This window comes from Sulfurovum sp. (assembly GCA_026990595.1).
Lineage (GTDB): Bacteria > Campylobacterota > Campylobacteria > Campylobacterales > Sulfurovaceae > Sulfurovum.
This window is the reverse complement of sequence record JALXCZ010000049.1, coordinates 47,549-62,697: the sequence shown is the minus strand read 5'-3', so window position 1 is coordinate 62,697 and position 15,149 is coordinate 47,549. Positions and strand designations below refer to the sequence as shown.

Sequence of the window (15,149 nt, the reverse complement as noted above, 5' to 3'; positions counted from 1 at the left end):
AGTTGCATAAAGAAACGACGCGGGCGTAGCTCAGTGGCTAGAGTTCCTGCCTTCCAAGCAGGCTGTCGAGGGTTCGAATCCCTTCGCCCGCTCCATAAACTGGGAGCTGTGTGAATTATGTACTTAACACTAACTACTTCACATTGAAAAGCTTCACATTTTATTTATTATTTTTAGGGATAGGCTAAAAAAATCTAACCTATATACTAAATATATTAAATAGCAAACACACAATAAACAAAAGTGCCCATATGGCTCAGGGGTAGAGCACTTCCTTGGTAAGGAAGAGGTCGTGAGTTCAAGTCTCACTATGGGCTCCAGAACCAAGTATGGACAAGTGTGTAGTAACGATACTATACTCCTGTCCATATAGGTTAATATTGACTTAAGAAGATTTGGGTATAATACTGCCTTTATAAAAACATTTACGCTAGGAGAAAAGCATGGCTAAAGAAAAATTTGAACGTACGAAACCGCACGTTAACATCGGTACTATCGGTCACGTTGACCACGGAAAAACTACATTAACAGCTGCAATCACAATGTGTTTAGGGCTTAAAAATGGTCAAGCAACTATGGATTATGATCAAATTGATAATGCTCCAGAAGAGAGAGAAAGAGGAATTACAATTGCTACTTCTCACGTAGAGTACGAAACAGATAGTAGACACTATGCTCACGTTGACTGTCCAGGTCACGCGGATTACGTTAAAAACATGATTACCGGTGCTGCTCAAATGGACGGTGCTATTCTTGTTATTGCTTCAACAGATGGACCAATGGCTCAAACTAGAGAGCACATCCTTCTTTCTAAGCAAGTAGGTGTACCATATATCGTTGTATTCTTGAACAAAGAAGATCAACTTGATGATGAAGATAAAGAAGAGATGTTAGAGCTTGTAGAGATGGAAGTACGTGAACTTCTTTCTGAGTACGATTTCCCGGGTGATGATACACCAATCGTAGCCGGTTCTGCATTCAAAGCGCTTGAAGAAGCAAAAGCTGGAACAGCTGGTGAGTGGTCAGAAAAAATCTATACACTTATGGATGAAGTTGATGCATACATCCCTGAACCAAAAAGAGAAACAGATAAAGATTTCCTAATGGCAATCGAAGATATCTTTACTATCCAAGGTCGTGGTACAGTTGTAACTGGTAAAGTTGATCGTGGTCAAGTATGTGTTGGTGACGAAGTTGAAATCGTTGGTCTTAAAGATACTCAAAAAACAACCGTAACCGGTGTTGAAATGTTCCGTAAAGAGATGGATTGTGGTATTGCCGGTGATAACTGTGGTGTTCTTATCCGTGGTATCGATAAAGAAGCGGTACAAAGAGGTATGGTTCTTTGTAAACCGGGTTCAATCACTCCACATACTCAATTTGAAGCTGAAATCTATGTTCTTACTAAAGAAGAAGGTGGTAGACACACTCCATTCTTTGATAACTATAGACCACAGTTTTATGTACGTACAACAGATGTAACTGGTTCAGTTAAGCTTCAAGAAGGTACTGAAATGGTTATGCCAGGTGATAACGTTAAAATCAATGTTGAACTTATTGCTCCAGTTGCACTTGATGAAGGTACTAAATTCGCTATCCGTGAAGGTGGTAGAACTGTTGGTGCTGGTGTTGTTTCTAAGATTATTGCTTAGTAAAACACAGCAAGAGACTTGTTCTCTTGCTCACTTATCATAGGAGATAACAATGAGAGAAACTGTTCACTTAGGCTGTGAGAAATGTACAAGACGTAATTATCACACAACTAAAAACAAAAAAACAACAACAGAGAAACTTGCACTTAAGAAATACTGTAAGTGGTGTAAAGAACACACTGTTCATAAAGAGATGAAGCTGTAACAAGCTTTGGCTCTTTATTTTTAGGCCAATAGCTCAGTTGGTAGAGCACTGGTCTCCAAAACCAGGTGCCGGGGGTTCGAGTCCCTCTTGGCCTGCCATAACAAAGGTAACAGACATGGGAAAAATTTCAACATTTATTGCAAACGCGAAAGCGGAGATCCATAAAGTAATATTTCCAACAAAAGTACAAGTAAGACAAGCATTTTTAGCAGTTATTCTCGTAGTAACTGTAATATCAATATTTTTAGCGTTGGTTGACCTCATGATGTCATCAATCGTATCATCAGTTTTATAGGATAGACAATGGCTTTTCAATGGTATGCAATCCAAACATATTCAGGTTCTGAACAATCAGTAAAAAGAGCAATTGAACAACTAGTCCTTGATCACGGTATCGAAGAGAAAGTTGAACGTATTGTAGTTCCTACCGAAGAAGTAATTGAAGTTAAAAATGGTGAGAAGAAAATTACTGAACGTACACTCTACTCAGGGTATGCTTTCGCACATATAGACCTGGATACTGATCTTTGGCATAAGATACAATCTTTGCCAAGAGTATCTAGATTTATCGGTGAACAAAAGACACCTACTGCTTTAAGTGAAGCAGATATCAAAGTGATTTTAGACAAGATGGAGCAAAAAGCTGCACCTAGACCTAAAGTTGATTTTGAAACAGGTGAAATGGTACGTATTATTGACGGACCATTCGCGAACTTTACAGGAATGGTCGAAGAGTATGATCTTGACCATGGTAAATTGAAGTTAAATGTTTCAATTTTTGGTAGAAATACACCAGTTGAAATTCTCTACACACAAGTAGAAAAAATAATATAACCGTATAGCGGTTAAATCAAACAAAGGAAGAACAGATGGCAAAAAAAATAGCTGAAAAGTTTAAAATGATGATCCCAGCTGGTGCTGCAAATCCATCACCACCGGTAGGTCCAGCACTTGGACAACGTGGTGTAAACATTATGGAGTTTTGTAAAGCGTTTAATGAGAAAACAAAAGATCAGATGGGATTTAAAGTTCCAGTGATCGTAACTGTATATGCAGATAAAAGTTTTACAATGGAGACAAAGCAGCCACCTGCAAGTGAGCTTATTTTGAAAGCAGCTGGGCTGAAAAAAGGTACAGACAATCCTCTTCTTAACAAAGTTGGAACGATCACAAAAGCAAAACTTGATGAGATTATTGAGAGAAAAATTGTTGATATGAATACAAATGATAAAGAGATGGCAGCAAATATTATTGCCGGAACTTGTAGAAGTATGGGTGTTGAGATAGTAGACTAATCTTAAGTTAAAGATAATCTTATACCACATGATTTAAAAAATGTGGGAGCATAGAAAGCGGAGAAAATGATGGCAAAAAAAGTAAGTAAAAGAAGAGAAGCTCTACTTAAAAAAGTAGATGCAACCAAAGAGTATAGTGTTGATGAAGCAATGAGCACACTTAAAGATCTTAAATCAGCAAAATTTGATGAAACAGTTGAAGTAGCGCTAAACCTCAATGTTGACCCAAGACATGCAGATCAAATGGTAAGAGGATCAGTTGTTCTTCCAAATGGAACTGGTAAAAAAGTAAGAGTAGCAGTCTTTGCAAAAGATGCTAAAGCAGACGAAGCAAAAGCTGCAGGTGCTGATCTTGTAGGTTCAGATGAACTTATTGAGCAAATTCAAGCAGGGAATATTGATTTTGATATCGTGATATCAACACCGGATATGATGGGTGTACTTGGTAAAGTTGCAAGAGTACTTGGACCAAAAGGTCTTATGCCAAATCCTAAAACAGGTACAGTAACGATGGATGTTGCTAAAGCTGTTGAGAATGCAAAAGGTGGACAGGTCAACTTTAGAGTAGATAAAAAAGGTAACATTCATGCCGGTATTGGAAAAATTTCATTTGATATTGAAAAAATCAGAGAAAACTTCAATACACTTCTTGAGACTATTAATAAAGCAAAGCCCGCATCTGCCAAAGGTAGATTTATAAGCAATGCAGCAATTTCATTGACGATGAGCCCGTCAATCACGCTTGATACAACAGAAGTCATGGATATTAAATAAATTTTAACTTTATAAAAGACAGGAATTTCCTGTCTTTTTCCTAGTTGTTTCAACAGAAAATTACAGAGTTTAATTTTCTGTTGAGGGTAACTGGTTACCACTCATAATCTTAGACTGAAGATAACCGGGGCGAAAGCTTAATTAATATATCCGAAAAGATATATGTGTATGGTCTGTCCATATACCCTGTTAGAAGGTCGGAAGGAGACACTATGACAAGAACTAGAAAAGAAGAACTAGTTGCAGAGATGACGGCAGAGTTTAAAGAAGCTGGTGCCATTATCGTTTGTGATTACAAAGGTATGACTGTTGAGAATCTTGAGATTGTAAGAAATCTTGCAAAAGCTGAAGAGACTAAAGTCAAAGTTGTTAAAAACAGACTAGCAATGATCGCATTGGAAAATGCAGGATGTGAAGCTGTGGATTTTAAAGAAACTAACCTTGTAATTTGGGGTGATACACAGGTTTTACCTTGTAAGATCGCTGACAAAGCTGCGACTCAATTCAAAGATAGTTTTGCAATCAAAACTGGTTTGATCCAGGGTGAAGTTGCTAGTATGGATACGATTATGGCTATGGCCAAACTTCCTACTAGAGATGAGCTTATTGGTATGCTTCTTAATGTATGGAATGCACCGGTTCAGAACTTTACTATTGGATTGCAGGCACTTGCGACTAAAAAAGAAGAAGAGTAGTGTGGTGAGAGCCACGAGGCTCTTTTAATTTGAAAGGCGAAAGCGTTTCAACTAATTTGAATAATAATTTTAAGGATTAATTATGGCAACAACTAAAGAAGATGTTCTTGAGTTTATCTCAAACATGTCAGTACTTGAGCTTTCTGAGCTTGTAAAAGAATTTGAAGAGAAATTTGGCGTATCTGCACAAGCTACAGTAGTAGCTGCTGGTGGAGCTGCTGCTGGTGGTGAAGCTGCTGAAGCGCAAACTGAGTTTGACGTAGTTCTTACAGATGCAGGAGATAAAAAGATCAACGCGATTAAAGTAGTAAGAGCGATCACAGGTCTTGGACTTAAAGAAGCAAAAGCTGCAGTTGAAGAAGTACCTTCAGTACTTAAAGAAGCTTGTTCTAAAGAAGAAGCAGAAGAGTTCAAAAAACAGATCGAAGAAGCTGGCGCTAAGTGTGAGCTTAAATAAGTCTAAGGACTTATTGAGATTGGATACTTTATCCGGTCTCAACCTACGCAGATATAGTTAAAAGCTATTCGGAGACATTTTCATACCCTCCTCTAATAGTTTCTTTGTGTATCTAAAACTTTATAGTTATTAAAACAGACTATGACGAAACGATATTAATCGATTATAAACAAACTACTAACACCACTACAAGGACAAACATGTTAAATTCTTTGCATTCTGGTAACAGACTTCGTGTTGACTTTTCTAAAACTCCAAGAGAGATAGAGATCCCGAATTTACTTCAACTTCAACAAAAAAGTTATGAAAACTTTTTAATGTTAGGCGAAAAAGACAGAAAAAACTCTACTTTAGAGAAAGTTTTCAGATCTTCGTTCCCTATACATGATCAACAAAACAGATTGACACTAACCTATAAGAACTCTGAAATCATTAGACCGAAATATACAGTAAGAGAGTGTATGGAGAGAGGGTTGACTTACTCTGTATCACTGAAAATGAATATTGCGCTTACTATCTGGAACAGAGATGAAAAGACAGGTGAAAAACTTGATCCAAAGGAGATCAAAGAGCAGGCAGTATTTGTTCGTGATATTCCTTTAATGACAGAGAGAACTTCTTTTGTTGTCAATGGTGTTGAAAGAGTGATTGTTAATCAGCTTCACAGATCTCCGGGAGTTATCTTTAAAGAAGAAGAGGGAACAACCGTGGGTGCGGGTATGCTTTACTCTGCACAGATCATTCCTGATCGTGGTTCATGGTTGTATTTTGAATATGATTCTAAAGATATCCTTTATGCACGTATCAATAAAAGAAGAAAAATTCCTGTAACGATCCTTTTTAGAGCTTTGGATTATTCTAAAGATGATATTGTAAAACTATTTTATACAACCAAAGAGATCAATATTAAAGATAACAGATTTCTAGTGAGGTTTGATGCAAATGATTTTGGTGGTAGAGCCGAATATGATGTAAAAGATATGCATGGCAATACAGTTGTGAATGCAGGAAAAAGACTCACCAAGAAGAAAGCACAGAAGCTTATTGAGGATGGTTTAGAGTGGATAGAATATCCTCTTGAAGTACTTATGGAAAGACACTTGGCAACTGCAGTGATTGATCAGGAAAGTGGTGAAGTATTGTATGATGCGGTTTCTCCATTGGATGAGACAAAACTAAAAAAGATGATTGAACAGGGTATTGACAAGATCGAGATTATTAACGATCTGGCTGAAGGTGCTGATCGTTCTATCATCAATGCATTTATTGCAGACAATGAGAGTTTAAGACTACTCAAGCAGACAGAAGAGATAGATGATGAGAATATACTCTCTGCAATTCGTATCTATAAAGTGATGAGACCAGGTGAACCGGTTACTCCAGAAGCTGCAAAATCATTCTTGAGACAGCTTTTCTTTGATCCTGAAAGATATGATCTTACACAAGTTGGTCGTATGAAAATGAACCATAAGCTTGGGCTTGATACACCGGAGTATGTGACTGTACTTACTGCTGAGGATCTTATTAATACAGTAAAATATTTGATCAAAGTAAAGAATGGTCAGGGACATATTGATGACAGGGATCACCTAGGAAACAGAAGAATTAGGGCTATTGGTGAGTTACTTGGGAATGAGTTACATAATGGTCTTGTGAAAATGCAAAAAGCGATCAAAGACAAGATGACTACAGTATCAGGCACACTCGATGAGATCATGCCGCACGATCTTGTAAACTCTAAAATGATCACTAATACCATTTTGGAGTTCTTCTCCTCAGGACAACTTTCTCAGTTTATGGATCAGACAAACCCACTTTCTGAAGTGACACACAAAAGACGTCTTTCTGCACTGGGTGAGGGTGGTCTTGTCAAGGAGAGAGCCGGCTTTGAAGTAAGGGATGTTCACCCTACTCATTATGGACGTATTTGTCCAATTGAAACACCGGAAGGTCAAAATATTGGTCTTATCAATACCTTGGCGACTTATTCCAAAGTAAATGAACATGGATTTATTGAAGCACCTTATAAAGTAGTAAAAGATTGTCAAGTGACTGACGAGATCGTCTATATTACTGCAACACAGGAAGAAGATAAATGTATTGCACCTGCATCAACCGTATTGACAGAAGATGGGCGTATTGCAGAAGATCTTATTGAAACCAGACTCAATGGTAATATTGAGTTGAATGATGCAAAACGTGTGAATCTTATTGATATCTCACCATTAATGATCTCTGGTTCTGCAGCAGCACTTATTCCATTCTTGGAGCACGATGATGCAAACCGTGCGTTGATGGGTTCAAACATGCAGCGTCAGGCAGTACCTCTTTTGAAAACAGATGCACCTGTTGTTGGTACCGGTATGGAAGCGATCGTTTCTCGTGATGCTTGGGAAGCTGTCAAAGCAAAAAGAGGCGGAAAAGTTGAAAAGGTAGATGCAAAGAATATTTATATCATGGGTGAAGATGAAACAGGTGTATTCATTGACCATTATCCATTAGAAAAAAATATGAGAACCAACCAGAATACAACGTTTACACAAACACCGATTGTAAAGCTTGGTGATGTGATCGAAGCGAACCAGATCATTGCTGACGGTGCCAACATGGATCAGGGTGAGCTTGCTATTGGTAAGAACATCATGGTTGCCTTTATGCCTTGGTATGGGTATAACTATGAGGATGCGATCATTATTTCAGAAAAGATCATCCGGGAAGATACATTTACTTCTGTGCATACCTATGAAAAAGAGGTAGAAGCTAGAGAACTCAAACATGGAACAGAAGAGATCACACGTGATATCCCGAATATCCGTGAAGATGAACTGCTTCATCTTGATGAGAGTGGTATTGTTCAAATCGGAACCTATGTGAAACCGGGAATGATCCTTGTAGGTAAAGTAAGCCCTAAAGGTGAGATCAAACCAACACCGGAAGAGAGACTTCTAAGAGCAATCTTTGGTGAAAAAGCAGGGCATGTGGTGAATAAATCACTTTACTGTCCGGCTTCCATGGAAGGTGTGGTTGTTGACATTAAAGTCTTTACAAAAAAAGGTTATGAGAAAGATGCACGTGCGATTCAGGCCTATGAAGAAGAGAAAGCGATCTTAGATTCAGATCACCATGATCAACTTCTTATGATAGACAGAGAAGAGATCTTGCGTATAGCCAACTACCTTTCAAATCAGGCATTAGCTAAAGATGTCACTATCGGTGAAGTTGTATTTAAAAAAGGTACTATGATCCCGGGAGAAACAATTAAAGAGGTGAATAGATTTGCTCTGAGAGGTGTGGTACAGTCTTACTCTGATGAGGTACAAAATGAGTATGAGTCACTTAAGAACTATTTCTTAAAACAAAAAAAGAGGCTGAAAAATGAGCATGAAGAGAAGTTAAGTATTCTTGAAAAAGATGATATTCTCCCTTCAGGTGTAACAAAATTGGTTAAAATCTATATTGCAACAAAGAGAAAGCTCAAAGTTGGGGATAAAATGGCAGGACGTCATGGAAACAAAGGTATTGTCTCAAATATTGTTCCAGAGATCGATATGCCATATATGGAAGATGGAAGACCTGTTGAAATTATCCTTAACCCGCTAGGGGTACCATCACGTATGAATATTGGACAAATTCTTGAGGTACACCTTGGACTTGTAGGTAAGAGACTTGGAGAACAGATCCAGGATATGTTCGAACATAAGCAAAAAGATTTTGTAAAAGACCTTAGAGCAAAAATGATTGAGATTTCAGATGTGGCTAAGCTTATGAATGCCAAAGAACTGCTTTCAGCCATGAGTGATGAAGAACTTCTGAAATACGGTAGAGACTGGGCAACTGGTGTCAAGTTTGCTGCGCCGATATTTGAAGGGGCAAATCAGGCTGAATTTGATAAATTGTTTGAACTTGCCAAGATTGATTCTGATGGTAAAACTGTATTGTATGATGGTAAAACCGGTGAAAAGATGATTGAAAGAGTCAATGTCGGGTATATGTATATGCTTAAATTACATCACTTGGTTGATGAAAAGGTACATGCACGTTCAACTGGACCTTATTCATTGGTCACACAGCAGCCAGTCGGCGGTAAAGCACTCTTTGGTGGACAAAGATTTGGAGAGATGGAAGTTTGGGCATTGGAAGCTTATGGTGCTGCACATATTCTTAAAGAGATGTTGACGATCAAGTCAGATGATGTTGAAGGTAGAGCAAGAGCATACAGAGCGATCACTAAAGGTGAATCTGTACCAGAATCAGGTGTACCTGAGACTATGTTTGTCTTAACGAAAGAACTTCAAGCTCTTGGTTTAGATGTAGACCTATATGAAAGCAAAAAAGAAGTGGAGGGTGAAAATGAGTAAATTTTTAGAGGAATTATCGCTAATTGATTTAAATAAAGAAGAAAGACCTAAGGATATAGCAGCATTAAAGTTAGGTGTTGCAAGTCCAGAGAAAATACTTTCTTGGTCATATGGTGAAGTAAAAAAACCAGAAACAATTAACTATAGAACCCTCAAGCCTGAGCGTGATGGGCTTTTCTGTGCGAAAATCTTTGGACCTATCAGAGATTATGAATGTCTTTGCGGTAAATATAAAAAGATGCGTTATAAAGGTGTGGTTTGCGAAAAATGTGGTGTTGAGGTCACTACTTCTAAAGTAAGACGTAACCGTATGGGTCATATTGATCTTATTGCACCTGTTGCACACATTTGGTATGTCTCTTCTCTCCCATCAAGAATCGGTACACTTTTAGGTGTGAAGATGAAAGACCTGGAGAGAGTACTTTATTATGAAGCCTATATTGTTAAGACACCAGGTGAAGCATCTTACGATAATGAAGGGTTAAATCCACTTGCGAAATATGATGTGCTGAATGAAGAACAATATCAACAGATCGTACAGCGTTTTGGTGATACTGGGCTTGATGCACGTATGGGTGGAGAGATCATCCAGGAATTACTTGCAGATCTTGATCTTGTAGAGATGTTCTCTCAACTCAAAGAAGATATTCAAGCAACAAAATCTGAAGCAAAAAGAAAAACCATTGTCAAAAGATTAAAAGTGATTGAAGCATTCCTCCACTCAGGTAACCGTCCTGAATGGATGATGTTGACACAGCTTCCGGTACTCCCACCGGATCTTAGACCACTTGTAAGTCTTGACGGCGGTAAATTTGCTGTTTCAGATGTCAATGATCTTTACAGAAGAGTGATCAACCGTAACCAACGTCTTAAAAGATTGGTAGAACTTGATGCTCCGGAGATTATCGTAAGAAATGAAAAACGTATGCTTCAGGAAGCAGTAGATGCACTCTTTGACAATGGTCGTCGAGGGAATGCTGTTAAAGGTGCGAATAAAAGACCATTGAAATCACTCTCAGAAGTGATCAAAGGGAAGCAGGGACGTTTCCGTCAAAACCTTCTTGGTAAGCGTGTGGATTTCTCCGGACGTTCTGTTATTGTTGTCGGACCGGATCTTCGTATGGATCAGTGTGGTCTTCCAAAGAAGATGGCGATCGAACTCTTTAAACCGCATCTGATGGCAAAACTTGAAGAAAAAGGATATGCAACAACGCTGAAACAAGCTAAAAAAATGATTGAAAAGCAAGAGAATGAAGTCTGGGAGTGTTTAGAAGAAGTGGTAGATAACTACCCTATCTTACTTAACCGTGCACCAACGCTTCACAAACTTTCTATTCAAGCGTTCCACCCAAGACTTATCGAGGGTAAAGCGATTCAATTGCACCCACTTGTATGTTCTGCGTTTAACGCTGACTTTGATGGGGATCAGATGGCGGTACACGTACCACTTTCAGATGAGGCGATTGCTGAAGCAAAAGTATTGATGCTTGCATCTATGAACATTTTGCTTCCTGCATCAGGTAAAGCGATTGCTGTACCTTCTCAGGATATGATTTTGGGTCTTTACTACCTAACGTTAGAGAAGAATGATGTGAAGGGTGAAAATAAACTTTTTGCCAATGTGGAAGAAGTGGAGATTGCGTTTGAACAAAATGCACTTGATCTTAATGCACGTATTAGAACCGTGATTGATGGTAAGATTGCAAAATCCACAGCGGGTAGATTGATCTTAAAATCAATCATCCCTGATTATGTACCCGAAAAGTATTGGAACAAAATACTTAAGAAAAAAGATATCGGTGCATTGGTTGACTACATCTATAAAATAGGTGGTGTTTCTGAGACTGCTGGATTCCTTGATGATCTTAAGGATATGGGTTTTAAATATGCAACAAAAGTAGGGGTTTCTATCTCTATTAAAGATATTATTATTCCAGATGAAAAAGTACCTAATGTTATCGCAGCTAAAGAACAGGTAAAAGAGATTCAAAGACAGTTTGCTGCAGGACTTTTGACTGACCAAGAGCGTTATAACAAAATTATTGATATTTGGACAGATTCAAACAATAGTATTGCAGAGAGTCTTATGTCTCTCATTAAAGCAGATAAAGATGGATTTAACTCTGTACATATGATGGCTGACTCAGGGGCAAGAGGAAGTGCCGCACAGATTAGACAGCTTTCAGGAATGAGGGGTCTAATGGCAAAATCTGATGGATCAATTATTGAGACACCAATTACCTCAAACTTCCGTGAAGGTCTAAATGTACTTGAGTACTTTATTTCAACACACGGTGCAAGAAAAGGTCTTGCCGATACAGCACTTAAAACGGCCAATGCAGGTTACTTGACAAGAAAACTTATTGATGTTGCACAAAACGTGAAGATTGCTATGACAGACTGTGGAACACACGAAGGTGTTGAAGTATCTGATATCGTTGTGGGTAATGAGATGATTGAACCACTTGCAGATAGAATCTACGGTAGAGTTTTGGCTGAAGCTATTATTGACCCTATTACCTCTGAAGTATTGGTAAGTGAGGGTACGATGATAGATGAAGAAACATCTCTCCGTGTACAAGAAGCCGGTGTACGTTCAGTTGTGATGAGAGCACCATCAACTTGTAAAGCACCTAAAGGTATCTGTGCTAAATGTTATGGACTTAACATGGCAGACAACAAAATGGTAAAACGTGGTGAAGCAGTTGGTGTTATTGCTGCACAATCTATTGGTGAACCGGGAACCCAGCTTACATTACGTACTTTCCACACCGGTGGTACTGCAACCGCCGGTAAAGAAGAGCGTTCTGTTATCGCATCCAAAGAAGGTTTTGTAAGATATTACAACCTTTCTGTTTATCGTAACAGAGAAGGTAATCTTATTGTTGCCAACAGAAGAAATGCTGGTGTACTTTTGGTTGAACCAAAGATCAAGGCAGTGACGTCAGGTAAAGTATCGATCGTAGTAACACATGATGAAGTTGTTGTCTCAGTACAGACAAAAGATCAGGATGAGGTAAAATATAACCTTAGAAAATCAGATGTTGCCAAATCAAATGAACTTGCCGGTGTTGCAGGTAAAATTGAAGGGAAACTTTTCCTACCTCTTAAAGACGGAGACAAGGTCGAAGAGGGAGATTCTATTGTTGAAGTGATCAATGAAGGATGGTCGGTTCCAAGCCGTATTCCTTTTGCATCCGAGCTTAAAGTTGAGGACGGTGCCCCCGTCACACAAGAGGTAAAAGCAGAATCCAAAGGTAAAGTGAAATTCTTCCTACTTAAAGGGGATTACCTTGAAGCAACAGATAAATTCAATGCCGGTACCAAAGTGGATGAAAAAGGTCTCTTTGCAGTGATCGTTGATGAAAACAATAGGGAAGCTGCAAGACACTATATTTCAAGAGGTTCGGTGGTTCAGGTAGATAAAGATGCTGTAGTAGAGAGAGGAGCAATACTTTCTGCACCGGAAGTTGCTACACAAGTAGTGATCGCAGAATGGGATCCATATTCTGAGCCTATTATTGCTGAGCAAAAAGGAACCTTGAAGTTTGAAGATATTATTCCTGGAGTGACTGTAGTTGAACAGTTTGATGAAGTAACAGGTGATACAAGACTTGAATTGAATGAATATATTCCTGCTGCCTACAAACCGGCGATCATCCTTGCAACAGAGGGTGGGGAACTTATCCGTTACCAGCTTGATCCTAAAACAAGTTTGTTTGTTCATGACGGTGATGAAGTAAGTATTGCTGATATTTTGGCTAAAACACCAAAAGCAGCGATCAAATCACAAGATATTACCGGTGGTCTTCCAAGAGTATCAGAACTCTTTGAAGCGAGACGTCCTAAAGATATTGCGCAGATAGCACAGATTGATGGTACTGTAAGTTTTGGTAAACCGTTACGTGGTAAAGAGAGACTAATTCTTACCGGCGATAATGGTCAGATGACTGAACAGTTCCTTGATAAAAATAAAGTAGCACTTGTTCATACCGGTGAGTATGTGCATGCAGGTGAAAAATTGACTGATGGTATTATATCAAGTCACGATATCCTTGCAGCATTGGGTGAAAAAGCGTTGTATGAGTATATTGTCTCAGAAGTACAAATGGTCTATCGTCGTCAAGGGGTAAATATATCAGATAAACACATTGAGATCGTTACTTCACAGATGATGAGACAGGTAAAAGTGGTTGAGTCCGGAGATTCTAAATTTATTGCAGGAGATATTATTTCTCGTCGTAAGTTCCAAGAAGAAAATACATCAGTTATTAAACTTGGTGGTGAACCAGCAATTGCAGAGCCAATGCTTGTAGGTATTACCCGTTCTGCAGTTGGTGCAGACTCTATCATTTCTGCAGCATCATTCCAAGATACGACTAAAGTATTGACATCGGCATCTATTGCAGGTACGATTGACAGACTTGAAGATCTTAAAGAAAACGTTGTTATCGGTCGTCTTATCCCTGTGGGTACAGGTATGATTGACAATGATAATGTGAAATTGACTACTGCTGAGTAGTTGATACTTAATTAAAAGCCTCCATATATCAAAGGGTCGATTTGATCGGCTCTATGGTACCTCTCGTTACCATAAGAATAAATCAAGAATTTTTCGATATAATATGCCTCCATTTTTGTCTATAGACACTCTATTTAAGGACTTTCCGAGTCTTTATATATGGTGTAAAAACCAGATTCAATTCAAACTAACCAGAAAGGAAACGATTTGCCTACAATTAACCAATTGATTCGTAAAGAACGTAAAAAGCAAGTGAAAAAATCAAAATCACCTGCACTCGTAAAATGTCCTCAAAGAAGAGGCGTATGTACTAGAGTTTACACAACAACTCCAAAGAAACCTAACTCAGCTTTGAGAAAAGTTGCAAAAGTTAGATTAACATCAGGATTTGAAGTAATCTCATACATCGGTGGTGAAGGTCACAACCTTCAAGAGCACTCTATTGTACTTGTACGTGGGGGAAGAATTAAAGATTTACCTGGTGTGAAATATCACATCGTTCGTGGTGCATTGGATGCGTCAGGAGTAACTGGTAGAACTGTTGCACGTTCTAAATATGGTACCAAGAAACCAAAAAAATAGAACCTAAGAAATAAAAACAGCAGAGACGCTTTTATATAAATGAGAGCTAAATAACATTGAGTATCAGTTAAAAAACTGAGAAGCAATAACAGAAATTTATTTAAAATTTTTGAGTAAATTATAATAATTGAAGGAAGAACAATGAGAAGAAGAAAAGCTCCCGTTAGACCGGTATTGCCAGATCCAGTACACGGTTCTAAAGTATTAACAAAATTCATCAATGCAGTAATGCTAGATGGTAAAAAATCAGTAGCGCAAAAAGTAATGTATGCTGCGTTAGAGAGAATTGAATCAAAATCTGGTGAAAAAGGTATTGAAGTATTCAACAAAGCAATGGATAATATCAAGCCTGTTATGGAAGTAAAATCTAGAAGAGTCGGTGGGGCAACTTACCAAGTGCCTATTGAAGTTAGACCTGCAAGACAACAGTCACTTGGTATCAGATGGATCGTTGATGCTGCTAGAAAAAGAAATGAAAGAACAATGATGGAGCGTTTAAGTAATGAACTTATGGACGCTGCAACTGAAAAAGGTGCTGCTTTCAAGAAGAAAGAAGATATGTATAAAATGGCAGAAGCTAACAAAGCATTTGCTCATTACAGATGGTAA

General features: G+C 38.4%; 12 protein-coding genes and 3 tRNA genes. All 15 read left to right on the top strand.

All coding sequences use genetic code 11. From position 1 onward, the window contains the following. The first annotated feature begins 19 nt into the window (after nucleotides 1-19). The 15 genes from MVE01_RS09940 to rpsG all read left to right on the top strand — a co-directional run bounded on the left by MVE01_RS09940 (nucleotide 20) and on the right by rpsG (nucleotide 15,149). Nucleotides 20-95: transfer RNA gene (locus MVE01_RS09940), tRNA-Gly, on the top strand. Between the two features lie 150 nt (nucleotides 96-245). Then, a tRNA-Thr gene (locus MVE01_RS09935) sits at nucleotides 246-320 on the top strand. A gap of 123 nt (nucleotides 321-443) precedes the next feature. Then, complete coding sequence (tuf, locus tag MVE01_RS09930) at nucleotides 444-1,652, top strand: elongation factor Tu (protein ID WP_472562031.1); 1,209 nt, start codon at nucleotides 444-446, stop codon at nucleotides 1,650-1,652. Nucleotides 1,653-1,704: 52 nt separating this feature from the next. After that, complete coding sequence (rpmG, locus tag MVE01_RS09925) at nucleotides 1,705-1,857, top strand: 50S ribosomal protein L33 (protein ID WP_011979817.1); 153 nt, start codon at nucleotides 1,705-1,707, stop codon at nucleotides 1,855-1,857. Nucleotides 1,858-1,879: 22 nt separating this feature from the next. Continuing rightward, a tRNA-Trp gene (locus MVE01_RS09920) sits at nucleotides 1,880-1,955 on the top strand. Nucleotides 1,956-1,972: 17 nt separating this feature from the next. Beyond that, on the top strand, nucleotides 1,973-2,152 hold the full coding sequence (secE, locus tag MVE01_RS09915) for a preprotein translocase subunit SecE (RefSeq protein WP_472562030.1): 180 nt from the start codon (nucleotides 1,973-1,975) through the stop codon (nucleotides 2,150-2,152). Between the two features lie 8 nt (nucleotides 2,153-2,160). Continuing rightward, nucleotides 2,161-2,691 carry a transcription termination/antitermination protein NusG gene (gene nusG / locus MVE01_RS09910; RefSeq protein WP_472562029.1) on the top strand — a complete coding sequence of 177 codons (531 nt, stop codon included), beginning with the start codon at nucleotides 2,161-2,163 and terminating at the stop codon, nucleotides 2,689-2,691. Nucleotides 2,692-2,726: 35 nt separating this feature from the next. Next, the gene (gene rplK, locus MVE01_RS09905; RefSeq protein ID WP_472562028.1) at nucleotides 2,727-3,152 is read left to right on the top strand and encodes a 50S ribosomal protein L11; all 426 of its coding nucleotides are present in this window, start codon (nucleotides 2,727-2,729) and stop codon (nucleotides 3,150-3,152) included. Nucleotides 3,153-3,221: 69 nt separating this feature from the next. Further along, nucleotides 3,222-3,926, top strand: a complete 705-nt coding sequence (gene rplA, locus MVE01_RS09900; RefSeq protein WP_472562027.1) for a 50S ribosomal protein L1 — start codon at nucleotides 3,222-3,224, stop codon at nucleotides 3,924-3,926. Nucleotides 3,927-4,138: 212 nt separating this feature from the next. After that, entirely contained in the window at nucleotides 4,139-4,621 is a 483-nt protein-coding gene (rplJ, locus tag MVE01_RS09895; protein ID WP_472562026.1) for a 50S ribosomal protein L10, read from the top strand. An 82-nt stretch (nucleotides 4,622-4,703) separates the two neighbouring features. Continuing rightward, nucleotides 4,704-5,078, top strand: a complete 375-nt coding sequence (rplL, locus tag MVE01_RS09890; RefSeq protein ID WP_472562025.1) for a 50S ribosomal protein L7/L12 — start codon at nucleotides 4,704-4,706, stop codon at nucleotides 5,076-5,078. A gap of 200 nt (nucleotides 5,079-5,278) precedes the next feature. Next, nucleotides 5,279-9,436 (top strand): DNA-directed RNA polymerase subunit beta, encoded by a 4,158-nt coding sequence (rpoB, locus tag MVE01_RS09885; protein WP_472562024.1) that lies wholly within the window; start codon nucleotides 5,279-5,281, stop codon nucleotides 9,434-9,436. After that, on the top strand, nucleotides 9,429-13,958 hold the full coding sequence (gene rpoC, locus MVE01_RS09880) for a DNA-directed RNA polymerase subunit beta' (RefSeq protein WP_472562023.1): 4,530 nt from the start codon (nucleotides 9,429-9,431) through the stop codon (nucleotides 13,956-13,958). The genes rpoB and rpoC overlap by 8 nt, the downstream gene beginning before the upstream one ends. A gap of 207 nt (nucleotides 13,959-14,165) precedes the next feature. Next, on the top strand, nucleotides 14,166-14,540 hold the full coding sequence (rpsL, locus tag MVE01_RS09875; RefSeq protein ID WP_472562022.1) for a 30S ribosomal protein S12: 375 nt from the start codon (nucleotides 14,166-14,168) through the stop codon (nucleotides 14,538-14,540). A gap of 141 nt (nucleotides 14,541-14,681) precedes the next feature. Next, the gene (gene rpsG, locus MVE01_RS09870; RefSeq protein WP_472562021.1) at nucleotides 14,682-15,149 is read left to right on the top strand and encodes a 30S ribosomal protein S7; all 468 of its coding nucleotides are present in this window, start codon (nucleotides 14,682-14,684) and stop codon (nucleotides 15,147-15,149) included.

What these genes read in the sequence shown, in the direction of transcription:
- tuf (WP_472562031.1), top strand. Translation starts at nt 444, where the DNA reads ATGGCTAAAGAAAAATTTGAACGTACGAAACCGCACGTTAACATCGGT.
- rpmG (WP_011979817.1), top strand. Translation starts at nt 1,705, where the DNA reads ATGAGAGAAACTGTTCACTTAGGCTGTGAGAAATGTACAAGACGTAAT.
- secE (WP_472562030.1), top strand. Translation starts at nt 1,973, where the DNA reads ATGGGAAAAATTTCAACATTTATTGCAAACGCGAAAGCGGAGATCCAT.
- nusG (WP_472562029.1), top strand. Translation starts at nt 2,161, where the DNA reads ATGGCTTTTCAATGGTATGCAATCCAAACATATTCAGGTTCTGAACAA.
- rplK (WP_472562028.1), top strand. Translation starts at nt 2,727, where the DNA reads ATGGCAAAAAAAATAGCTGAAAAGTTTAAAATGATGATCCCAGCTGGT.
- rplA (WP_472562027.1), top strand. Translation starts at nt 3,222, where the DNA reads ATGGCAAAAAAAGTAAGTAAAAGAAGAGAAGCTCTACTTAAAAAAGTA.
- rplJ (WP_472562026.1), top strand. Translation starts at nt 4,139, where the DNA reads ATGACAAGAACTAGAAAAGAAGAACTAGTTGCAGAGATGACGGCAGAG.
- rplL (WP_472562025.1), top strand. Translation starts at nt 4,704, where the DNA reads ATGGCAACAACTAAAGAAGATGTTCTTGAGTTTATCTCAAACATGTCA.
- rpoB (WP_472562024.1), top strand. Translation starts at nt 5,279, where the DNA reads ATGTTAAATTCTTTGCATTCTGGTAACAGACTTCGTGTTGACTTTTCT.
- rpoC (WP_472562023.1), top strand. Translation starts at nt 9,429, where the DNA reads ATGAGTAAATTTTTAGAGGAATTATCGCTAATTGATTTAAATAAAGAA.
- rpsG (WP_472562021.1), top strand. Translation starts at nt 14,682, where the DNA reads ATGAGAAGAAGAAAAGCTCCCGTTAGACCGGTATTGCCAGATCCAGTA.